This is a genomic window from Phytopseudomonas punonensis (genome assembly GCF_900142655.1).
Taxonomy (GTDB): Bacteria; Pseudomonadota; Gammaproteobacteria; order Pseudomonadales; family Pseudomonadaceae; genus Aquipseudomonas; species Aquipseudomonas punonensis.
Map to the genome: position 1 here is coordinate 66,558 of NZ_FRBQ01000005.1, position 22,100 is coordinate 88,657.

The 22,100-nt window shown below is 60.1% G+C and carries 20 protein-coding genes and 1 pseudogene; 11 read left to right on the top strand and 10 right to left on the bottom strand.

What is annotated here, in order from left to right; all coding sequences use genetic code 11:
• Window positions 1–16 precede the first annotated feature (16 nt).
• Window positions 17–1,009, top strand: a complete 993-nt coding sequence (locus BUC40_RS14325; RefSeq protein WP_073266841.1) for a YhdH/YhfP family quinone oxidoreductase — start codon at window positions 17–19, stop codon at window positions 1,007–1,009.
• Window positions 1,010–1,055: 46 nt separating this feature from the next.
• On the opposite strand, the gene BUC40_RS14330 is transcribed toward BUC40_RS14325, so the two are convergent.
• Together BUC40_RS14330 and BUC40_RS14335 are read right to left on the bottom strand one after the other, a co-directional pair.
• On the bottom strand, window positions 1,056–1,553 hold the full coding sequence (locus BUC40_RS14330) for a DUF934 domain-containing protein (protein ID WP_073266843.1): 498 nt from the start codon (window positions 1,551–1,553) through the stop codon (window positions 1,056–1,058).
• Window positions 1,537–3,195 carry a nitrite/sulfite reductase gene (locus BUC40_RS14335; RefSeq protein ID WP_073266845.1) on the bottom strand — a complete coding sequence of 553 codons (1,659 nt, stop codon included), beginning with the start codon at window positions 3,193–3,195 and terminating at the stop codon, window positions 1,537–1,539. Before BUC40_RS14335 ends, BUC40_RS14330 begins: the two co-directional genes overlap by 17 nt.
• Before the next feature lie 502 nt (window positions 3,196–3,697).
• On the opposite strand from BUC40_RS14335, the gene BUC40_RS14340 reads away from it, so the two are divergent.
• The 3 genes from BUC40_RS14340 to BUC40_RS14350 all read left to right on the top strand — a co-directional run bounded on the left by BUC40_RS14340 (window position 3,698) and on the right by BUC40_RS14350 (window position 5,832).
• Complete coding sequence (locus tag BUC40_RS14340) at window positions 3,698–4,624, top strand: ZIP family metal transporter (protein WP_073266847.1); 927 nt, start codon at window positions 3,698–3,700, stop codon at window positions 4,622–4,624.
• A 118-nt stretch (window positions 4,625–4,742) separates the two neighbouring features.
• Window positions 4,743–5,492 carry a substrate-binding periplasmic protein gene (locus BUC40_RS14345; RefSeq protein ID WP_073266849.1) on the top strand — a complete coding sequence of 250 codons (750 nt, stop codon included), beginning with the start codon at window positions 4,743–4,745 and terminating at the stop codon, window positions 5,490–5,492.
• Window positions 5,493–5,529: 37 nt separating this feature from the next.
• The gene (locus BUC40_RS14350) at window positions 5,530–5,832 is read left to right on the top strand and encodes a DUF1883 domain-containing protein (protein WP_073266852.1); all 303 of its coding nucleotides are present in this window, start codon (window positions 5,530–5,532) and stop codon (window positions 5,830–5,832) included.
• A 35-nt stretch (window positions 5,833–5,867) separates the two neighbouring features.
• Here BUC40_RS14350 and BUC40_RS14355 read toward each other — a convergent pair whose 3' ends face one another.
• The 3 genes from BUC40_RS14355 to metH are packed head-to-tail and all read right to left on the bottom strand — an operon-like array spanning window position 5,868 to window position 10,428.
• On the bottom strand, window positions 5,868–6,371 hold the full coding sequence (locus tag BUC40_RS14355) for a hypothetical protein (protein WP_073267033.1): 504 nt from the start codon (window positions 6,369–6,371) through the stop codon (window positions 5,868–5,870).
• A 29-nt stretch (window positions 6,372–6,400) separates the two neighbouring features.
• Window positions 6,401–6,715, bottom strand: a complete 315-nt coding sequence (locus BUC40_RS14360) for a DUF5629 family protein (protein ID WP_073266854.1) — start codon at window positions 6,713–6,715, stop codon at window positions 6,401–6,403.
• Window positions 6,712–10,428, bottom strand: a complete 3,717-nt coding sequence (metH, locus tag BUC40_RS14365) for a methionine synthase (protein WP_073266856.1) — start codon at window positions 10,426–10,428, stop codon at window positions 6,712–6,714. The genes BUC40_RS14360 and metH overlap by 4 nt, the downstream gene beginning before the upstream one ends.
• A gap of 187 nt (window positions 10,429–10,615) precedes the next feature.
• Here metH and BUC40_RS14370 point away from each other — a divergent pair.
• From BUC40_RS14370 to BUC40_RS14390, 5 genes and pseudogenes are all read left to right on the top strand, one after another.
• Window positions 10,616–12,902 (top strand): annotated as a pseudogene (locus BUC40_RS14370) (fatty acid cis/trans isomerase).
• A gap of 201 nt (window positions 12,903–13,103) precedes the next feature.
• Complete coding sequence (locus tag BUC40_RS14375) at window positions 13,104–14,123, top strand: acyltransferase family protein (protein WP_073266858.1); 1,020 nt, start codon at window positions 13,104–13,106, stop codon at window positions 14,121–14,123.
• 71 nt (window positions 14,124–14,194) lie between these two features.
• Window positions 14,195–14,779 carry a Fe-S biogenesis protein NfuA gene (gene nfuA / locus BUC40_RS14380; protein WP_073266860.1) on the top strand — a complete coding sequence of 195 codons (585 nt, stop codon included), beginning with the start codon at window positions 14,195–14,197 and terminating at the stop codon, window positions 14,777–14,779.
• Window positions 14,780–14,977: 198 nt separating this feature from the next.
• Window positions 14,978–15,976, top strand: a complete 999-nt coding sequence (locus BUC40_RS14385) for a response regulator (RefSeq protein WP_073266862.1) — start codon at window positions 14,978–14,980, stop codon at window positions 15,974–15,976.
• Window positions 15,977–15,981: 5 nt separating this feature from the next.
• On the top strand, window positions 15,982–16,938 hold the full coding sequence (locus BUC40_RS14390; protein WP_073266864.1) for a sensor domain-containing diguanylate cyclase: 957 nt from the start codon (window positions 15,982–15,984) through the stop codon (window positions 16,936–16,938).
• A gap of 45 nt (window positions 16,939–16,983) precedes the next feature.
• Here BUC40_RS14390 and BUC40_RS14395 read toward each other — a convergent pair whose 3' ends face one another.
• The 5 genes from BUC40_RS14395 to BUC40_RS14415 all read right to left on the bottom strand — a co-directional run bounded on the left by BUC40_RS14395 (window position 16,984) and on the right by BUC40_RS14415 (window position 21,347).
• Complete coding sequence (locus BUC40_RS14395) at window positions 16,984–17,235, bottom strand: DUF1272 domain-containing protein (protein ID WP_073266865.1); 252 nt, start codon at window positions 17,233–17,235, stop codon at window positions 16,984–16,986.
• Window positions 17,228–18,238 (bottom strand): GlxA family transcriptional regulator, encoded by a 1,011-nt coding sequence (locus BUC40_RS14400; RefSeq protein WP_073266867.1) that lies wholly within the window; start codon window positions 18,236–18,238, stop codon window positions 17,228–17,230. The genes BUC40_RS14395 and BUC40_RS14400 overlap by 8 nt, the downstream gene beginning before the upstream one ends.
• A 93-nt stretch (window positions 18,239–18,331) precedes the next feature.
• Window positions 18,332–19,354, bottom strand: coding sequence for a DNA topoisomerase IB (locus tag BUC40_RS14405; RefSeq protein WP_073266869.1), 1,023 nt, complete (start codon window positions 19,352–19,354; stop codon window positions 18,332–18,334).
• Window positions 19,355–19,621: 267 nt separating this feature from the next.
• Window positions 19,622–19,891 carry a hypothetical protein gene (locus tag BUC40_RS14410; protein ID WP_073266871.1) on the bottom strand — a complete coding sequence of 90 codons (270 nt, stop codon included), beginning with the start codon at window positions 19,889–19,891 and terminating at the stop codon, window positions 19,622–19,624.
• A gap of 376 nt (window positions 19,892–20,267) precedes the next feature.
• Window positions 20,268–21,347: a patatin-like phospholipase domain-containing protein gene (locus BUC40_RS14415; protein ID WP_073266873.1), complete on the bottom strand. Its 1,080-nt coding sequence runs from the start codon at window positions 21,345–21,347 to the stop codon at window positions 20,268–20,270.
• A gap of 130 nt (window positions 21,348–21,477) precedes the next feature.
• Between BUC40_RS14415 and BUC40_RS14420 the strand changes: the two genes are divergently transcribed.
• A complete protein-coding gene (locus BUC40_RS14420) occupies window positions 21,478–21,786 on the top strand; it encodes a PepSY domain-containing protein (protein WP_073266874.1) in 309 nt (102 codons plus the stop codon).
• Window positions 21,786–22,100 carry a PepSY domain-containing protein gene (locus BUC40_RS14425; protein WP_073266875.1) on the top strand — a complete coding sequence of 105 codons (315 nt, stop codon included), beginning with the start codon at window positions 21,786–21,788 and terminating at the stop codon, window positions 22,098–22,100. The genes BUC40_RS14420 and BUC40_RS14425 overlap by 1 nt, the downstream gene beginning before the upstream one ends.

The window sequence follows — 22,100 nt, forward strand, 5'->3', positions numbered from 1 at the left end:
GACCAAGGAGGTTTGGATGACCCATTTCACTGCACTGCAGGCAGCACCTGATACCGATGGCTATTTTGCGTTGCAGGTGGTCGAGCGTGATGTGGCCGATTTGCCGGCTGGCGAGCTGTTGATCCGCGTTCGCTATTCCTCCCTGAATTTCAAGGATGCGTTGTCCGCCAGCGGCCAACGTGGAGTCAGCAAGCATTACCCGCATACGCCGGGGATCGATGCGGCTGGTGTGGTGGAGCATTCCAGTGCGGCCGAATTCGCCGAAGGCGATGAAGTGATCGTCACCGGCTATGACCTGGGCATGAACACGGCTGGCGGTTTTGGCCAGTACATTCGTGTCCCGGCAAGCTGGGCGATCAAGCGCCCGCAAGGACTGTCGCTGCGCGAGGCGATGATTCTCGGCACCGCAGGCCTGACCGCAGCGCTGTGCGTCGACAAGCTCGAGCAGGCCGGCGTGGAACCCGACAACGGCCCGGTGCTGGTCACCGGCGCCACGGGTGGTGTTGGCAGCATTGCCGTGTTGTTGCTCAGTACCCTGGGTTATCAGGTCAGCGCCGCTACCGGCAAAGCCCAGCAGGCCGATATGCTCACGCGCCTGGGCGCAACCCAGGTGGTGCCACGGCTGGAGTTGCAGAGCGGAACCGATCGGCCGCTGCTGCGCGAGCAATGGAGCGGGGCAGTCGATACCGTCGGTGGCGATATTCTGTTCAACGTGCTCAAGGCCACCCGTTACGGTGGTAGCGTGGCCTGCTGCGGGCTGACCGCGGGTGTCGACTTCCAGGCCAGCGTGCTACCGTTCATCCTGCGCGGGGTCAACCTGCTGGGCGTCGACTCGGTCGAGCTGCCGCTGGTGGTCAAGGCCTCGATGTGGGACAAGCTGTCGCTGCAGTGGAAGCTGCCGAATCTGGAAGCACTGGTGACTGAGGTGGGGCTGAGCGAGTTGCCGGCCGCCATCGAGCGCATCCTGCAGGGTGAGCAGGTGGGCCGGGTTCTGGTCAGGCTGGATTGATTTCCAACTCAATAAAAAACCCGCCTTATGGCGGGTTTTTTCGTTCTTAGGCGCGGCGTCTGAACAGAGGTTGCGGCTCGTCCGCAGAGGCCTGGTAGACCTCGGAGAACTCATCGAAGGCTTTCAGTGCGTCCTCGGCGTCCTTGTCTTCGCGCAGGGCGAAGGCATCGAAGCCGCAACGCTTGAGTGCCCACAGCTGGTCACGCAGCACGTCGCCGATGGCGCGCAGCTCGCCCTTGAAACCATAGCGGGTGCGCAGCAGGTAGGCGGATGACGAGTGACGGCCGTCGGTGAACGCCGGGAAGTTCAGGGCGATGACCTGAAAGGCGTCGAGCGAATCGACGATTGATTCGATCTCTTCCTCGGCATCCAGCCATACGCCCAAGCCGCCATCGCGTGCTTTCAAGGCATGGCCATGTTCGAGCCAGAGGTTCAATGGCACGATCAGATCGTCGCAGTTGGACAGCTCTTCGAACGCGGTTTCCTTGGGCAGCAGGTGCCAGCTTTCGTCGACGATCTGGCCGTTCTTAATGATTCGCTGCATATACGCGCTCCTTGAACGGGGCGACACCGATACGGCGGAAGGTGTCGATGAAACTCTCTTCTTCGGTACGTTGCTCGACATAGACGTTGACGATCTTGTCGATCACGTCCGGCATGTCGTCCTGGGCGAAGGATGGGCCGAGGATCTGCGCCAGGCTGGCATCACGGCCGGCGCTGCCGCCGAGGGATACCTGATAGAACTCCTGGCCTTTCTTGTCGACGCCGAGAATGCCGATGTGGCCCACGTGGTGGTGCCCACAGGCGTTCATGCAGCCGGAGATGTTCAGGTCGATATCACCGATGTCGAACAGGTAGTCGAGGCTGTCGAAGCGGCGCTGGATCGCTTCGGCCACCGGGATCGACTTGGCGTTGGCCAGGGAGCAGAAGTCGCCGCCCGGGCAGCAGATGATGTCGGTCAATAGGCCCACGTTCGGGGTGGCGAAACCCTGCTCGCGCAGCTCGCCCCACAGGGTGAACAGCTGCTCCTGCTCAACGTCGGCGAGGATGATGTTCTGGTTATGGCTGTTGCGCACTTCGCCAAAACTGTAGCGGTCGGCCAGCTCGGCAATGGCGTCGAGCTGCTTGTCGGTCACGTCACCTGGCGCGACGCCGGTCGGTTTGAGCGACAGGGTGACGGCAACATAGCCCGGCTTCTTGTGGGCGAAGGTGTTGCGCTGGCGCCAGCGGGCAAAGCCTGGGTGCTCGCTATCGAGGTTGGCGAGCAGCGCATCCTGATCCTGCAGCGCCTTGTACGCCGGGTCGACGAAGTGCGCGGCAACGCGCGCCACTTCAGCCTCGGTCAGGGTGGTTGGGCCGTCTTTCAGATGTTCCCACTCGGCGTTCACACGCTCGGCGAACACTTCTGGAGTCAGCGCCTTGACCAAGATCTTGATGCGCGCCTTGTACTTGTTATCGCGACGGCCATAGCGGTTGTACACGCGCAGGATGGCGTCGAGGTAGGAAAGCAGGTGTTGCCAGGGCAGGAATTCATTGATGAAGCTGCCAACGATCGGCGTACGGCCGAGGCCGCCACCGACGGCGACACGGAAGCCCAGCTCACCGGCCTCGTTCTTCACCGCTTCCAGGCCGATGTCGTGCACTTCGATGGCTGCACGGTCGCCGGCGGCGCCGTTGACGGCAATCTTGAACTTGCGCGGCAGGTGGCTGAATTCCGGGTGGAAGGTCGACCACTGACGGATAATCTCGCACCAGGGGCGCGGATCAATCAGCTCGTCCTTGGCAACACCGGCGAACTGGTCGGTGGTGGTGTTGCGGATGCAGTTGCCGCTGGTCTGGATGGCGTGCATCTGCACGGTGGCCAGCTCGGCGAGAATCTCTGGTACGTCTTCCAGCTCAGGCCAGTTGAACTGCACGTTCTGGCGGGTACTGATGTGCGCGTAGCCCTTGTCGTAGTCGCGGGCGATCTTCGCCAGCATGCGCACCTGAGTGGAGGAGAGCAGGCCGTAAGGCACGGCGACCCGCAGCATGGGCGCGAAACGCTGGATGTACAGACCGTTCTGCAACCGCAGCGGACGGAATTCTTCGCCGCTCAGTTCGCCACTGAGGAAACGGCGGGTTTGATCGCGGAACTGCTTGACGCGGTCCTCGACGATTTTCTGGTCGTACTGATCGTATACGTACATGGGAATCCTGTTATCAGGCTGCTTGCCAGATCAATAAAGCTATTGCGGTGTAACGGTGCGGGACAAATCAGCAGCAGGCGGATATTGCCTTTGTGCCGAGTACCCATGAAACCGTCTCGCCCATTGCTTCGATGACCTGTTACAGCAAATCTGCGCGCACGGCCGCGCACTCCTAGTGCGGAGCCGGGGCAAGATACCAGTTCAGGTTTATGCGCAAAAGTGATGTTTCAATATATGAAAAGAACTTTTTGTACTAAGCGAGAAAGCATGCATAACTGCGCTCTTCCTCTGGGTGCATCTGACTCTGCAGAGCGCCTTTTGGCTTTGTTTAAATGTAGCTAAGCAACTATCAATCATTCGCGTTTATCGTGCGCCGAGTGCTATATATCGGTGCCTCGAAGTGCCGAACAGCGCTCAGGTGAAACGCTCGGGAGCGTGGGCTTGTCGCAGTTATTGAGTATTGGTTTACCGCCATCGTTTAAGGTCCGATCACAGAGGTTTTATGCACACGCTTTCCCCGCGTAATAGTTTTCTGCAGGCCTGGCTTTCCCATGTCCGCGCATCGCCCTGGGTCGCTGCCGGGTTGGGGGTGGCGCTGTTGGTGGTGATGTGGCTGTTGATCAGTAGCTTGTTCAACGTATTCCATGAGGATCACCCGCAGAGAATCCTGTATGCGCTGTACGGCGGCGGCGCTGGTTTTGCAGCCACGTCCTTAGGCGCGCTCACTGCTCTGGCGTTGGGGAGCATCAGCGTAAAGACCCAGGACAGCATGCTGGGCTTCGCCGCAGGCATGATGCTGGCGGCAAGTTCCTTCTCGCTGATCCTGCCGGGCCTCGAGGCCGCCGAGAACCTGACCGGTAGCGGCATGCGTGGCGCTGCAACGGTGGTGCTCGGTTTGGCGCTTGGCGTGCTGTTGATGCTGGGCCTCGATCACTTCACGCCTCACGAGCATGAGAGTACCGGCACTCACGGGCCCGAGACCACGCGGTTCAACCGCGTATGGCTGTTCGTGTTCGCCATCACCTTGCACAACCTACCTGAAGGGATGGCCATTGGAGTTGGCTTCGCAGGCGACGATATGCACGTCGGCATTCCGTTGGCGACCGCGATCGCCATTCAGGACATTCCCGAAGGCCTGGCGGTGGCTCTGGCACTGCGCAGCATTGGCATGTCGGCACTGCGCGCGGCACTGATCGCTGCTGCCACCGGGCTGATGGAACCGCTAGGCGCGTTGGTCGGCGTCGGGATGTCCAGCAGTTATGCGCTGGCGTATCCGATTGGTCTGGGCCTGGCTGCCGGCGCAATGCTATTCGTGGTTTCTCACGAAATCATTCCCGAAACACACCGCAACGGCCACCAGACTCCGGCCACTTTGGGGCTAATGGGTGGATTTGCTGTGATGATGTTCTTGGATACAGCATTGGGCTGATAGGCAATTGCCGACTGCTGATGCACACTGCGCGACGTCTTTTTGGGCTTCAGCTACCGAATGGGGTTCGCGCGTGCGCATAACTGATGTCATGGCCCGTAGCCGTTACGCAGCCTGCATGCTATTGCTGGCAGGTGCGCTGGGCAGCGCTACTGGCGCGCGCGGCGAGCCGCTGAACATTTATGTAGGCCAGGGGCAGATGCCGTTCGCCGACGGCGTTGCCAGGCGTGCCGGGTTGTTTGGTGAGCTGATGCACGAGCTATGTGCGCGTACAGCGCAGCAATGCATCTTTCGCAGCGTGCCCTGGCGCCGCGTGCTCAGCGAGGCGGAAGGCGATCCGCATGGAATCGTTCTCAACCTGGGCCGTACGCCCGAGCGTGAGGCTGGCTTTGTCTGGTTGCTCGATGTGCTACCAACACCTTACGTACTCGTGAGTCTCGATCACCCGTTCGATACCCTGGCTGATGCCCTGCAGGCGGGCCCAGTAGCTGTGATGGGCGGCACGCCGCGAGCCGATGAAATCAACCGCATTCGTACGGGCGATCAACGTGTGGTGGAAGTGACTGACCCACAACAGGCTGCCCAGTTACTGCAGAGCGGCCGGGTAGTAGCCTGGTACGAAATCGATCTGCGTGCGCTTTATCTGTGGCGCGAAATGGATGCCAAACCTCCATTGCAATTGGGCAAGCCGCTGAGCAGCACGCGCAGTCATATTGCCGGCAGCCTCAAACTCGAAGGTGCTCAAGCGCTGTCGCAGCAAATGAATACCGCTTTTGCCGAGATGCATCGCGACGGCAGCTGGCAGCGCATTCTTGCCAGGTATCTGGGGCTCGACCGGTCACGGGCTTTGCTGTCAGACGGCTGGTGAGTCATGCTAGCGCCCTGAAACCCGCGAGGAGCGCCTGATGAAGTACATCCACCAGCGCGAGCACCTCAACGAAGACGACCTGGTCGTCATCGAATGCTCGCAACCCTGCAATATCCGCCTGATGAACGATGCGAACTTTCGCAGCTTCAAGAATGGCGGCCGCCACACCTATCACGGCGGTGCGTTCGACAAGTTTCCGGCCAAGATCACCGTGCCCAGCAGCGGTTTCTGGAACATCACCATCGATACCGTGACGCGCAAGGCGATCAGCGTGACGCGCAAGCCGACGCTCAAACATTCGATCAAGCTGGTGCGTCGTTCGTCGTCGGATTTGTCGTAAGTCTTGCCTGACGCGAGCTTCTGACCGTGAGCCGCTTATCGCTGCTGCGAGCCGAACAGCTCGGCGTATAACGCCTCTATGGATTCGATCCGAGCGAAGCTCGCTCGCGGCACGACACGAATATTCGGTCGCTCAGCTTTGACGCCTTGGACGTTGGCCTTGGTGTGCTTGGCGACTTTGAACGCTTGTAGATCGGCAAGTGGCTCGCCTGGCAAACCGCCGAAGAAGAGAAATGGCCCCAGCGCCATACTATTCGGGTCGAATTGAATCCAGATCACGCAGCCCGATGGTTTGCGTGCCAGATCGAGATGAATGTTCTGACTGGCAGTGAGTGCCGAAATTGCCGAGGTCTTGAGCTGGATATGGCGGACAACGCCATTTGCTTCCAGCACGATATCGTGGCCCGAGCGGTCAAGCAGTGAGTGAGAGACTTCCAGCGTTGCGCCGTACTTCAGCCAGGAAAGCTTGAGCATCTCACCAACGAACAGATGCTCGATCAGCTTTTCCCGGTACACGGATTGGTGGGTATCCAGGCTCATCAGCAAGAGGTCACTCGGTAATTGCCGAGCTAGTCAGCTTCGGCGCTGAGAGCGGCCAGACAGATCAAACGGTGGCCGTCGATTAGCCAGCTGTCATCGCCAGCCTCGTACTCAGCTTCCATCACCGTGTTGTAACTGAACTGCCAGCGTTTGCGTTCGCGGCCGTCCTGCACCTCGATGGACAGCACCACGGCTTCGCTGGCGAACGGCTCGCCCGCTTCAGCAGCGGCGTCGGCCTGGTCGAGGAGTTCGTCGTCGAGCTGGAAATCGAAGGCGTGCAGGCCATCGATGACCAGCATGTCGGCGGTTTCCAGCGCGTCGAGCAGGTAGGGTTGCTCACTCATTCGTCATATCCCAGGTTGGGGGCCAGCCAGCGTTCGCTGACGGCGATGTCCTGCGCTTTGCGCTCGGTGTAGCGCTCGATCTGATCCTTGTCGACCTTGCCCACGGCGAAGTACTGCGCCTCGGGGTGGGCGAAGTACCAGCCACTGACTGCCGCCGCCGGGAACATCGCGTAGTGCTCGGTGAGGAACACGCCGCTCTTGCCGGCCTTGTGGTAGTCGGCCTCGGGGTCGAGCAACTTGAACAGCGTGGCCTTCTCGGTGTGATCCGGGCAGGCCGGGTAGCCAGGGGCAGGGCGGATGCCCTTGTAGGCTTCCTTGATCAGCTCGTCATTGCTCAGGTGCTCGTCCGGCTGATAGCCCCAGTGCTGTTTGCGTACCTGCTCGTGCAGCCATTCGGCGCAGGCCTCGGCGAGGCGGTCGGCCAGCGCCTTGACCATGATCGCGTTGTAATCGTCGCCCTTGGCCTCGTAGGCTTTGGCTACTTCCTCGGCACCAATGCCAGCGGTGGTGATAAAACCGCCCACGTAGTCGGTCACGCCGCTGCTTTTCGGCGCGACGAAGTCGGCGAGCGACAGGTTCGGTTTGCCGTCCGGCTTGATGGTCTGCTGGCGAAGGTGGTGCAGGGTGGCGAGCTGCTCGCCGTTTTCCCCGTACACCTCGATATCGTCGTCACGCACCTGATTGGCGGGCCAGAAACCAAATACCGCGCGGGCCTTGATCAGTTTCTCGTCGATCAGCTTGCGCAGGATCACCTTGGCGTCGTTGAACAGGCTGGTGGCCGCTTCGCCGACCACTTCATCGGTGAGGATGCGCGGGTACTTGCCGGCCAGGTCCCAGGAAATGAAGAATGGCGTCCAGTCGATGTACTCGGCCAGTACGTTGAGGTCGATATCTTCCAGTACCTTGACGCCGGTGAAGCTCGGCTGCGGCGCGGTATAGCCCGCCCAGTCGAACTTCGGCTTGTTGGCAATGGCCTTGTCGTAGCTCAGGCGCTCGGTGCGCGAGGCACGGGCCGAGGTGCGCTCACGCACCGTTACGTATTCGTCGCGGGTGCGTTGCACGAAGTCGGGCTTGAGCTCCTTGGATAGCAACTGGGTGGCCACACCCACAGCGCGCGAGGCGTCGGTGACGTAGATCACCGCGTCATTCTTGTACTGCGGGTCGATCTTCACCGCGGTATGCGCCTTGGAGGTGGTGGCGCCGCCAATCATCAGCGGCAGGGTAAAGCCCTGGCGCTGCATTTCCTTGGCCACATGCACCATCTCGTCCAGGGACGGAGTGATCAGCCCGGACAGGCCGATGATGTCGCACTTCTCGGCGATGGCGGTCTGCAGGATCTTTTCCGCCGGCACCATCACGCCCAGATCGACGATGTCGTAGCCGTTACAGCCCAGCACCACGCCGACGATGTTCTTGCCGATGTCATGCACGTCGCCCTTGACCGTGGCCATGAGGATCTTGCCTTTGGCTTCCGGCTTGTCGCCTTTTTCCGCTTCGATAAACGGGATCAGGTGGGCTACTGCTTGCTTCATTACCCGGGCGGATTTAACCACCTGGGGCAGGAACATCTTGCCCGAGCCGAACAGGTCGCCAACGATGTTCATGCCGCTCATCAGTGGACCTTCGATGACCTCGATGGGGCGCGCGCATTGCTGGCGGCATTCTTCGGTGTCTTCGACGATGAACGCGGTGATGCCCTTGACCAGGGCGTGCTCGAGGCGCTTGTCGACCGGCAGCGAGCGCCACTCTTCGTTTTCTACTTCCTTGACGGCACCGCCGCCCCGGTAGTTGTCGGCGATGGCCAGCAGGGCATCGGTACCGCCCGGGGTTCGGTTGAGCACCACGTCCTCGACCTTGTCGCGCAGCTCTTTGGGAATCTCGTCATAGATCTCCAGCTGGCCGGCGTTGACGATGCCCATGGTCAGGCCGTTCTGGATCGCGTAGTAGAGGAACACCGAGTGGATCGCTTCGCGCACCGGGTTGTTGCCGCGGAACGAGAACGACACGTTGGACACGCCGCCCGAGCTCAAGGCGTAGGGCAGGTTGTCGCGAATGAAGGCGCAGGCTTCGATGAAGTCCACGGCGTAGTTGTTGTGCTCTTCGATGCCGGTGGCGACCGCGAAGATGTTCGGGTCGAAGATGATGTCTTCCGGCGGGAAGCCCACGTCGTTTACCAGAATGTCGTAGCTGCGCTGGCAGATCTCGCGCTTGCGCGCGGCGGTGTCGGCCTGGCCGGCCTCGTCGAAGGCCATCACCACCACGGCGGCGCCGTAGCGTTTGCACAGCTTGGCGTGGTGCTTGAACTGCTCGACGCCTTCCTTCATGGAAATCGAGTTGACGATGCCCTTGCCCTGGATGCACTTGAGGCCCGCTTCGATCACTTCCCACTTGGAGGAGTCGATCATGATCGGCACCCGGGAGATGTCCGGCTCACCGGCGATCAGGTTGAGGAACCTGACCATGGCAGCTTTCGAGTCGAGCATGCCCTCATCCATGTTGATGTCGATCACCTGGGCGCCGGCTTCCACCTGCTGCAGGGCGACTTCCAGGGCCTCGGTGTAATTTTCTTCACGAATCAGCCGAGCGAACCTGGCCGAACCGGTGATATTGGTGCGCTCGCCGACGTTGACGAACAACGACTGGCGGTCGATGGTGAAGGGCTCCAGGCCCGACAGGCGACAGGCCTTGGGGATATCCGGAATCGCCCGTGGCGGATACTTGGCCACGGCTTCGGCGATGGCCTGGATATGCGCCGGCGTGGTGCCGCAGCAGCCGCCGATGATGTTGAGAAAACCGCTGGCGGCGAATTCTTCGACCACCGCAGCCATTTCCGCCGGGCTCTCGTCGTACTCGCCGAAGGCGTTGGGCAGGCCAGCGTTGGGGTGTGCAGACACGAAGGTGTCGGCCTTGGTCGACAATTCTTCCAGGTAGGGGCGCAGGTCCTTGGCGCCCAGCGCGCAGTTCAGGCCCACCGAAATCGGCTTGGCATGACGAACCGAGTTCCAGAACGCCTCGGTGGTTTGCCCGGAAAGCGTACGGCCGGAGGCGTCAGTGATGGTGCCGGAGATCATGATTGGCAGTTCGACGTTGTCTTCGTCGAACACTTGCTGCACGGCGAAGATCGCCGCCTTGGCGTTCAGCGTGTCGAAGATCGTCTCGATCAGGATCAGGTCGGCGCCGCCTTCGATCAGGCCGCGGGTCGCTTCGGTGTAGTTTTCTACCAGTTCGTCGAAGGTGACGTTGCGGTAGCCGGGATCGTTGACGTCCGGGGAGATCGAGCAGGTGCGGCTGGTCGGGCCCAGCACGCCGGCAACGAAACGCGGGCGATCTGGGGTTTCCAGAGTCTTGGCATCAGCCACTTCGCGGGCCACGCGGGCACCGGCGAGGTTCAGCTCGTAGGCCAGCTCCTGCATGCCGTAATCGGCCTGGGAGACCTGGGTGGCGTTGAAGGTATTGGTTTCCAGGATATCGGCGCCGGCATCCAGATAAGCCTTCTCGATCGCCGCGATGATCTGCGGCTGGCTGAGCAGCAGCAGGTCGTTGTTGCCCTTTACGTCACTTGACCAGTCGGCGAAGCGCTCGCCACGGTAGTCGGCTTCTTCGAGCTTGTAGCTCTGGATCATGGTGCCCATGCCGCCATCGAGGATCAGGATGCGTTCCTTGAGGGCGTGCTGAAGTGCTTGGAGGCGGGCGCTGCGATCTGAAAAAGGCATGGAGAAAGCTCTGAACGGGAGGCTACGACAAGGTCGCAGATGATAACAAACCCTGAAGCCATTTCTGCGCTGCGCGGTTGTGCATGAATTATGCTCATGTTGCGACAGCTTCAGCCACGGATGCAGGCATAGCGATGGCACAAGCGAGACGGCTAGAATGCGCGGCTATTTTTGTGGAATTGCCACCATGTACCGTCGGCTGCTGTTGAGTATTTGCTTGTTCTTTAGCAGCCCGTTGGTAACGGCCGAGGCCGTGTCCTACAGTCGCGATATCCAGCCGATCTTCACGCACAACTGCGTGGCTTGCCACGCCTGCTACGACGCGCCATGCCAGCTCAATCTGGGCAGCGGCGAGGGCGTCGAGCGTGGCGCCAGCAAGGCCACGGTTTATGACGGCACGCGCACTCATACCCAGGACACCACGCGGTTGTTCATGGACGCCCATGGCGCGCCCGCTTGGCGTCGCAAGGATTTTCATTCGGTGCTGGACCAGCAGGGCGGTCAGGCTGCGCTGATGGCGCGCATGCTCGAATTGGGGCATGCAACGCCATTGCCTGCCAACAGCAAGTTGCCGGACGACCTAGCCATCGGCATCGATAGGGTCAACCAATGTGCGCTGCCCGGCGAATTCGCCGACTTTGCGAGCAAAAATCCCATGGCCGGCATGCCGTTCGCGGTGACCGGCCTTACCGAGCAGGATTACCAGACCGTGCAACGTTGGCTGCAACAAGGCGCGCCGGTCGATCAGCAGCCGCTGCAGCCCAGCGCCGCAGAAGCCCGACAGATAATGCAGTGGGAAGCGTTCTTCAATGGCGCAGGTAACGAACAGAGCCTGGTCAGCCGTTGGCTCTACGAGCATCTGTTTCTCGCTCATCTGGATTTCGAGGGCGGCGAGCCTGGGCACTTCTTCCAGCTGGTTCGTTCGCGCACGCCTAACGGCCAGCCAGTGGACATCATCGCCACGCGGCGCCCCAATGACGATCCCGGTACTGCCTTTTATTACCGGCTGATGCCGATCCAGGGCGTGATCGTCCACAAGACCCACATCACCTACCCGCTGAGCGCCGAGAAATTGGCCCGGGTCAAAAGCCTGTTTTTCGCCAGTGAGTGGCAGTTAAGTTCGCTGCCTGGCTATGGCGTACAGTACCGTTCCAACCCGTTCCAACCCGTTCGAAACCTTCGAGGCGATACCAGCCCAGGCGCGCTACCAGTTCATGCTCGATAACGCCGAGTATTTCGTGCGTACCTTTATCCGTGGGCCGGTATGCCGCGGGCAGATTGCTACCGATGTGATTCGCGACAATTTCTGGGTGTTCTTCCAGGACCCGCAGCACGACCTGTTCATCACCGACCCGGCCTATCGCGGTGAGGCGACGCCGCTACTGGCGATGCCCGGTCAGCTCGATGAAATCGGCGATTTGCTGGGCCTGTGGCGCAGCTACCGCGACAAGCGCAATGCCTACGAGGCGCTGCGCACCGAGAGTTACAGCGAAGCGCCGGCGCCGCAGTGGGCGGATATCTGGCGTGGCAATGACAACGCCCTGTTGTCGATCTTCCGCCAGCATGACAGCGCCTCGGTGCGCAAAGGCTTGGTCGGCGAAATCCCGCAGACGCTGTGGTGGATGGACTACCCACTGCTCGAACGCACCTATTACCAGTTGGTGGTCAATTTCGATGTGTTCGGCAACGTTTCGCATCAGGCGCAGACCAGGCTGTACTTCGACCTGATTCGTAACGGCGCCGAGCAGAACTTCCTGCGCCTGATGCCTGCCGACGCGCGCAAGGCGATCTTTGGCGACTGGTACCAGTACAGCGGCAAGCTGAAAGCGTGGATGGACTACTCCCCACTGGACCGCAAGACGCCGAGCGGTTTGTCATTGAGCGAAGACAATCCAAAACGCCAGTTTGCCGAACAACTGCTGCAGCGCTTCGCCACGCTCAATGCGCGGCCCGATCCGATCAATCGCTGTGGCGGCGAGCGTTGCTACCGCGACGGGCTGCCGGCCGATCTGCGCCAGGCCGAACAGGCGCTCAGTCGCCTGGCATCCAAACCCGCCTCGCAGTTGAAGGTCATTCATCGCCTGCCGGAAGCGACGCTGCTGCGCGTCGAAGGGGGCGGTCGTCGTGAGGTTTACAGCCTGCTGCGCAACCGCGCGCACAGCAATGTGGCGTTCATGCTTGGTGAGGAGCTGCGCTACCAGGCAGACCTCGATACCCTGACGCTGTATCCCGAAGTGATGACCAGCTACCCGAACTTCATGTTCTCGATGCCGGCGCGTGAGGTTGCCGACTTCGTTGCGGCGCTGGAACGGGTCAAGGCTCCGGCCGACTTCGACAAGGTGGTCGAACGCTGGGGCATCCGCCGTACCCATCCGCAGTTCTGGCAGTACTTCCACGACCTGACTGCGCACATCCGCGAGCATGATCCGTTGGAAGCCGGCGTGCTGGACATGAACCGCTACCAGAACCTGTAGCCCTCTCTAGGGTAACGAGCCTTCGCGCTGGCAACCTATTGCCCGTGCGAGGGCTTGTGCTTGCCCGCTATCTAGAGACCGCTACGCAGCGCCTCGTCAATTGACCCGATCTTTCTCTCGCTACTGCGGTCGGACGCTGTGGCAGCCGACCATTCAGGGCTGCCCCGTATCGGTTTCAACGAGAGGGAGAGTGGCGGTTCTATGCTGATTTCAGTGCAGGCATTGCGGGCGTTAGCGGCCTGGTTAGTGGTCTTTCACCATGTCATGCAGGTGTTTTTCGATTTCAAGGCCGAAAGCTTCATGGGCCATCTGTTTTCCGATAAAGGCGCTGTGGGCGTCGATATCTTCTTCGTCATCAGCGGCCTGGTGATTTACCTGTCTACCCAGGGCAAGACCATCACCCCGTGGCGCTTCATGCTCAACCGCGCGCTGCGTATCGTGCCGGCCTACTGGCTCTACTCTCTGATCACCGCGGTGATCATCCTCTACGCCAACCCGGTGATGCCGGTGCAGCAGTTCGATCTGCATCACCTGCTGCTCTCACTGCTGTTCATTCCAGCCGAGAATCCGGGTGGTTTCGGGCTCTACCCGACGCTCAATGTCGGCTGGACCCTGAACTACGAGATGTTCTTCTACCTGCTGTTCGCCCTGGCCTTCATGGTGCCGCAGCGCCTGCGCCTGGCCTTCGTAGCGGTGATGCTGATGATCTTCGGCCTCATGGCCACCCAGCCGTGGCTGAGCAACTTCTACCGCAACAGCATCGTCTACGAGTTCCTGTTCGGGGTGCTACTGGGCATGGTTTATAGCCGTGGCTGGATCCGCCAGGGGCTTTGGGTGCCTTTGCTGGTGATCGCCGGCTCATTGCTGGCCATCTACCACTTCGACACCAGCATGCGCCTGCTGCACTGGGGCGTGCCGAGCGCGTTCATCGTCGCCGCCTGCATCTCCTTGGAACCATGGTTCAAGGACAACCGCCTGCTGGCTCGGATGGGCGACTGCTCTTATTCGGTGTATCTGCTGCACGTGATCATCCTGTCCCTGGGCTGGTACCTGCAGGTGCGACTGGATCTGAACCCCTACGTGGTGATCGTCGCCTGCATACCACTGATTGCAGTGGCGTCGTGGGGCAGCTACGAGTTGATCGAAAAGCGCTTTTTCGTCCGTGCCAAGGCCTGGCTGAGCGAGCGGCAAGCGGGTGGACGGCTGCAAGCTCTATCCTGAGTAAAATAGTAGGACTTTGTTCGCGACGGTCATTTGGCGTACACTTCGCCGCATGACCGTGAGGAGTTGCCATGAGCACTATTACCATTACCGATGCCGCCCATGATTACCTGGCAGATCTGCTGAACAAGCAGAACACTCCAGGCATCGGCATTCGTGTATTCATCACCCAGCCCGGTACCCAGTACGCGGAAACCTGCATCGCCTATTGCAAACCGGGTGAGCAGAAGCCGGAAGACCAAGCTATCGGTTTGGCCAGCTTCACCGCCTGGATCGACGCGGTCAGCGAGCCGTTTCTCGAAGACGCCGTGGTCGACTATGCCACCGACCGCATGGGCGGCCAGCTGACCATCAAGGCGCCAAACGCCAAGGTGCCAATGGTCAACGAAGACAGCCCGCTCAATGAGCGCATCAACTACTACCTGCAGACCGAGATCAACCCCGGTCTGGCCAGCCATGGCGGCCAGGTCACCTTGATCGACGTCGTCGACGAGGGCATTGCCGTGCTGCAGTTCGGTGGTGGTTGCCAGGGCTGCGGCCAGGCCGACCTGACCCTCAAGGAAGGCATCGAGAAAACCCTGCTCGAGCGCATTCCAGAGCTCAAAGGTGTGCGTGACGTAACCGACCACAGCAACCGCGAAAACGCGTACTACTAAGCGCTGTGAGTGGGATAACAAGGCGACTTCGGTCGCCTTGTTCGCTTTAGAATGCTTCAATTCAGCGAAGCTGCAGAAAACACTCAAAAGCCTACTGGCGCTCTGCTATAAGTGTCAGTAACGCACCCAGGGATGGCGTCGCTGCCGGCATATCACCGCAGCCAGAGCCGGATCAGTTCCACCTCTTGAGGCGTATCGATGCCTACAGCATCTCTTCTCGTCTGCGATGACTCCAACATGGCCCGCAAGCAGTTGCTGCGCGCCCTGCCAGCAGACTGGCCGGTAACGATCAGCCAGGCTGCTCACGGTGAGGAAGCGCTTGCGCAACTGCGTGCCGGGCAATTCGATCTGCTGCTGCTCGACTTGACCATGCCGGTGCTTGATGGCTATGGGGTGCTCGCCGCACTCAAGGCTGAAGGTATTGCGCAAAAGGTCATCGTGGTTTCCGGTGACGTGCAGGATGAAGCGATTCGGCGCGTCAAGGAACTAGGCGCCCTGGCGTTCCTGAAAAAGCCTGCTGACCCCGAACTGCTGCGCCAGACACTCGATGAGCTTGGCTTTCTGCGCACTGCTGCGACCAATGTACCGAGCACCATCGTATTACCCGAGCCCAAGGTGTCGTTTCGCGATGCCTTTCGCGAAGTAGTCAACGTTGCGATGGGCCGCGCGGCTGCATTGCTGGCACGAGTACTTGGCGTGTTCGTGCAGTTACCGATTCCCAACGTGAACATCCTGGAAGTCAGCGAGTTGCACATGGCGTTGACCGATGCCCAGCGCGGCAATGGCCTGACGGCGGTCTGTCAGGGCTATATCGGCGAAGGCATCTCCGGTGAAGCATTGCTGATTTTCCATGATTCGGAAGTGGCCGATATGGCCAAGCTCATGCAGTGGCAGGAGCAGGATCATTCGTCGATGGAGATGCTCCTGGACATGTCGAGTATCCTCATCGGTGCCTGCCTGAGCGGTATCGCCCAGCAGCTGGACGTAGGGTTTTCACAGGGCCATCCGCAGATACTTGGTGAGCATGCTTCGATCGATGAGCTGATTCGCATCAATAGCCAGCGCTGGCGCAAGACCCTGGCGGTGGAGGTGAGCTACAGCATCGAAGGTCACGACATCCACTTCGACCTGTTGCTGCTGTTCACCGAGGACTCGGTGTCGCTGCTGACAAACAAACTCGCCTATCTGATGGAATAAAAGACATGGCCGAGAATATGGATTTAAACGACTTCCACTGGTTGCTGGCCATCGTGCAGAGCATCGATGTCGGTGTTGTCGTGCTCGATCGCGAGTACCGCGTCGAGGTGTGGAACAGCTTTATGGAAAACCACTCCGGGCGTACCGCGCGCGATGCGGCAGAGCGTTCGTTCTTCGAGCTATTTCCGGAGGTCGAGGAGCGCTGGTTTCGTAACAAGGTGGAAAACGTCGTTACGCTCGGTACGCCAGCGTTCACCATCTGGGAGCAGCGGCCGTACCTGGTGCGCTTCAAGAACTACCAGCCGATCACCGGGCTGGAAGATTTCATGTACCAGAACACCACCATCATGCCGCTGCAAGCCACCAACAGTAAGATCGAGCACCTGTGTTTGATCATCTATGACGTGACGGGTGTGGCGGTGAACAAGCGCCAGCTGCAGGCCATGAGCGATCAGTTCAAGCACCTGTCGCGCACCGATCGCCTCACCGGCCTGAATAACCGGGGCCACTGGGAAGAAGAACTCAAGCGCGAGCATGCTCGCCATCGTCGTTATGGCAGCAAGGCTTCGCTGGTGATCTTCGATATCGACCATTTCAAGAAGGTTAACGACACCTACGGTCATCAGGCTGGCGACGCGGTAATCCAGAATGTGGCCAAGGTGCTGCGCGAGCAACTGCGTGACACCGATATTGCTGGCCGCTATGGCGGTGAAGAGTTCGTGGTGTTGTTGCCGGATGTCGATGCGGCTGGCGGGCGGGTGTTTGCCGAGCGCCTAAGGATGATCGTCGAGCGTTTGCAGGTCAGCTACGAAGGGCAGGTGATTCCCTTCACCATCAGCCTTGGCGTAGCCGACCTGAGTGAGCCCAGCCACGATCACCAACAGGTCATCCAATGGGCCGACCAGGCCCTGTACAACTCCAAGCGCAATGGCCGCAACCAAGTAACCGTATTTGGCGCCTAGCCCGGCTGCCGAATCGCTGCGGGTGAGCGTGCCAGCAGCGCGCGGTTACGCACCAGTAGCATCGCACCCTCCTGTTTTGAATACGCGTAAGGTCGAGGGCGGGTTGGCGGCAAGCTTGGCGGCAGGGCGGATAGGGCGGCGCACCAGCTCACCCGAGCAATTCGGGCAGCGACCTTCCAGGAAGGTATATGCGCAGTCGCTGCAGTAGGTGCATTCAAATGAACAGATGCGCGCCTCCGTGGATTCCGGGGGCAGGTCGCAATTACAGCATTCGCAGTTCGGGCGCAGTTCAAGCATGGGTTATCTCCTGGCCGAAACGTTCGGCGTATTGCTGGGGGCTGATGGACAAGTGTTTGTGAAAGACCCGGCGCAGGTTTTCCGGATGGCCGAAGCCGGTTAGCCGGGCCACGGTACTAATCGAGGCTTGGGCGTCCTGCAGCAATGCGCGGGCCGCTTCCAGGCGGATGCGCTCCACATAGGCTGCCGGCCCTGTGCCCAGTTCCTTGGCGAACACCCGAGACAGGGTTCGCGGCGCCATATTCGCCCTGTTTGCCAGCGCCTCCAGTGACAGGTCAGCGCCCAGGTTGGCAGGAATCCACTCCAGCAATTCGGCGAGGCGTGGTGTACGGCTTGGCTCGGGTGCGAGCAGAGCGCTGAACTGGGCCTGGCCACCGGGGCGGCGCAGAAACATCACCAGGCGGCGAGCGACGGCCAGTGCTAGGCTGCGACCCAGGTCGGCTTCGACGAGTGCCAGCGCAAGATCGATACCGGCGGTGACGCCTGCGGAGGTGAACAGGTGAGCGCTGCCGTCCATAGCGTTTGGGTCGTAGGTGTGCAGGCAGTCGTTGTCGACGATCAGCTTGCCGTCTTGGCGCAGCGTTTCGATATCGGCCCAATGCGTGGTGACGCGCTGGCCGACGAGCAAGCCGGTACGGGCCAGAATCAACGCACCTGAACAAACCGAGCCGAGACGACGAATCTGCGGTTCAGCATTGTATAGCCAGGCCAACAGCTGCTGATTCTCACATTGCTGCGTTTCGCCGATACCACCAGGAATCAGCAAGGTATCCAGCATGGCAGGGGCGACGTCGCTCCAGGCAACATCGGCAATGAAGCGCATGCCTGCGGAACTCGGCACGGTGCCTGCCTCATCGCTGAGCATCAGGATCCGATAAGCATCGCCGAGCCCATGGCGATTACGCTCGACGTTGGCGGAGGCGAAAACCTGCAAGGGGCCTACCACGTCCAGGCTCATGAAGCCGGGATAGATCAGCGCAGCGATACATTTGGGGTGATCCATGGCGGCGCCTCGAAGAAGAGGCGACCAGTTTGCGTAGAAAGCCGGATGGCGGCAAGGACATAGATCCCACAAATCACGCCATGCCAATACTGTTCAGGTGGTAGGAAGTTTCTCGAGAAAGCGCATGAGCAGACTCTCTTCACTGCGCAGCCCTTTGCGGGCTGCCGCCAAACGCAGGTCGGCAAGTTCGCCAGCGTGAAACGCCTCGATCAACGCCGGGTGGATGTAGCACTTGCGGCATACGGCAGGCGTGTTGCGCAGCTCCTCGGACACCTGCTTGACCATAGCGACCACGTGTTTCTTGCCTGAACTCTCCGGCTGCCACTCCAGCTCGCGCAGCAGCGTCAGGGCCAAGGCGCTGCCGGCCCAGGTGCGATAATCCTTGGCGGTGAAGTCCGCGCCGGTCAGCTCGCGCAGGTAGTTGTTGATGTCCGTGGAGGTCACGGTATGACGTTCACCTTGGGCATCCAGATACTGGAACAGGTGCTGGCCGGGTAGCTCCAGGCAACGGCGGATGATGCGTGCCAGACGCCGGTCACTGACTTCCACCTCATGTTCGATACCGCTCTTGCCGCGGAAGTGAAAGCGGATGGCGCTGCCTTGCACTTCGACGTGGCGGTTGCGCAGGGTGGTCAGCCCGTAGGAACGGTTTTCCTTGGCATAGCGCACGTTACCGATGCGTATCAATGTGTTATCGAGCAGTGTAATCACCGTGGCCATGACCTTTTCACGCCCATGCTCGGGCAACAACAGATGTTGCTCTATCGTCTGGCGCAGCTTCGGCAGCGCTTTGCCGAACAGCAGCAGGTTGGCGTACTTGTCGCTGTCACGTACTTCACGCCAGCGCGGGTGGTAGCGGTACTGCTTGCGGCCCCGGGCGTCGCGACCGGTAGCTTGCAGATGGCCCTTGGGATCTGGGCAGATCCACACGTCGACATAGGCGGGCGGTATGGCCAAAGCGTTGATGCGGGCGATCTCTTGCGCACCGCGGATACGTTCGCCATCCGGCTCGAAGTAACAGAATTTGCCACGCAGTTTACGTCGGGTAATGCCGGGGATCCGGTCATCGACGTAGTGCAAGTCGTTGGGCAACTCGCCATTCAACAGCGCGGTCATCGTTGAATCTCCAGCGGGGCACCAGGAGAGACAAGCAAACCGAGGGGATGTGCAATCATTTGAATTGCCGAGATGGATACTTCAACGAGGTTGTGCATGCCGGTCAGCTCGTTACAACAGATAAACACTTAGCCCGACAAACGAGGACGGAAGTTCAGTGTTTTACAGCTGCGGAGCAGGCGGATTAAAGAGGGCGTAGCGATTAGGACAAGTTGCCGCACCCTCGGGTGCGGCAACTTACATCGGCGTAGTAATAAAACGCCGTGCTTATGCCGGCATGGTCCATGGAGCGAGGTCGAAGCCTTTGCGGCTCAGCTCGTCACGGGACTTTTTCAATGCCTTGGCCAGTTCTTGCGGGTCGCTGTAAATGCTGCTGGTGAGTTGCGCACGGTCGATCAACGGGGTGTTGGTACGGTCCACAACAGTCAGGCTCAGCACGCCAGTGCCATCCTGTGGAGCCCAGGCCACGCAGTGAAAAGGTTGAAAGGCGCGGTCGGCGATCAGCAGTGCATCATTGAAACGCAGCGAAGCGTTCATGGGGTCGGTTCTCCGAGGTTTTCCCAATGATTCATAGTGTCAGCGAGCTCGTTAACGCTGACGTTCCTAGCTGTTGATGATTCGATGAGCCCTCCAAGTCACATCCAATTAAATTAATTTTCGAAAAAAATGAAAATTAAGTTGTGAAGTTGACGAGCATCAAAGTTTTCAAGGGTTGCAACACGCCACTTGGCGTTGCTGTCATGGCTAACCAGATGAAATGGCATCAACACCAGATAGGAAAATAGCGGTGGTGATCAGTTCCGCTAAGTTCAGATTTTTTATTAATAGGACCAGGCGTTTAACTTCGTTAAACCAGTTGTTGCCGGCTTTCTGACGGCCAGCCTTATACGTGTCTCGGCTTACTCGGAACGCTCTAGAGCGGCATCAGGCACTCGCTCAGGCGACCTTTCTCGGCCAGCTCAAGGAACTCATCGCCCATGCGTCGACTTTCTTCCATGGCCTGGCGCCAGTAGCGCTCGCGTCCGGTGTCGTCACCGATAAAACGGGAGAAGTCCTTGCGGTCCGGCAGTTTTCCGTAAGGCAAGCGGGCCAGGTAGTCGCGAGAGGGCGCAAGCAGCAGAACGTCCTGCAGGCGTGTTGCGTCACCGCGACGCCAGGGCATGCCCTTGTCGAACCAGCCGGGGATGATGCGATCGGTGAAGTGTGGGTACAGCACGATGTCATCACCGCTGTAGGGCAGGTCCAGGTGGTAATCCAGCAAACCGCCATCTCGATAGGTGCCCGGGCCAACGCCCGGAATGTCACGTACGCCCTGCATCACGAAGGGAATCGAGCCAGAGGCCAGCAGAGCATGGCGCAGGTTGCCAACATCCAGCGGCAGGCAGCGCGAAGGAAAGTCGGTAAGCGGATGCAGCGGCGGCGCCATGCGCGCATCGTGAAGAATCACTCGTTCGAAGTGACGAGCCAGGCGAGGGCGACCGAGCAAGTTGCTGCCGATCACCGAAGACAGCCCAATGCCCAGGGAGCGTCGATCATCCGCGGCGAGTCGGCCATGACTTTTCACCACCATGATGTTGAGGCGGTAGTGCGGGTTGTCGAGCACCGCAGCATCCTGATGCTGCAGCAGCTCGTCGAGCATCTGCACGCAGCGCTGGGTCACGTCGAGGATGCTCACGCCCTTGGCGAAGCGCATGCCGGTATACAACTCGCCAAGACGCTGCAGCGCTTGCGCAGGTTCCGGCAGGCAAGCACTGGCGAAGCGCCAGGAACCGATAGAGGCGCCGATCAGCGAGCGCTCGCGCGGCGCTCTGGCCAGCCAGTCGCCGAACAGGGCGATATCCAGCCCTTGAATGCCCAGCGCCTTGGGCCCGCCTGCTGCGCCAGGCAGGGTGCCTACATCGGCAGGCTGCAGGCCACGCTCACGAATGCGCGCCAGGGCGCGATGGCCGGCCTTGAGTGTGAGGGCTGGGAATTTGATCTGAATGGCACTCATGCCGACCTCCGCTGAAGAGGCGTCAGTATAGGGCTATGACCTGCGCGGGTCTGTGGCGCAATTTCAGGTTGAATTAAGTCGACCCTTTTAACCTGAGCATCGTCCAGACAAGATCACTCAGGAGATCACCATGAAAAAATTGACCGCACTGTTCGCCGTTGCTGCTCTGACCGCCACCGCTGGTATCGCTCAGGCCCGTGATCTGGGCCCGGACGAGGCGCTGAAACTGCGTGATGCCGGTACCATTCAGTCATTCGAAAAGCTCAATGAGGCTGCCCTTGCTGCCCATCCCGGCGGTAAACTGGGCGATACCGAACTCGAGGAAGAATATGGTCGCTACCTCTATCAGGTAGAAATCCGCGACGCCCAGAACCAGAAGTGGGATGTCGAACTGGATGCAACCAATGGCACCGTCCTCAAGAACCATCAGGATGATTGATGAAAGGCAACCCGATTTTGCGCGGCATCTGCATCGTTACGCTGGCGACGCTGACTTGCGTCGCCAGCGCGCGTGATCTCGATCAGGACGAAGCCCGCGATCTGCGCTTGAGCGGCGTGATCCTGCCGCTCGACCAGCTCATGCGCGCAGCACTGGAGCGTTACCCCGGTGCGACCCTGCTCGAAGCGGAGCTGGAGGAAGAGGACGATGTATTCGTCTATGAAGTCGAGCTGCTGACCCGGGAGGGCGTGGTTCGCGAACTGGAACTCGACGCCCACGACGGCAAGATCCTGAAGGATGAGGTAGACGACTGA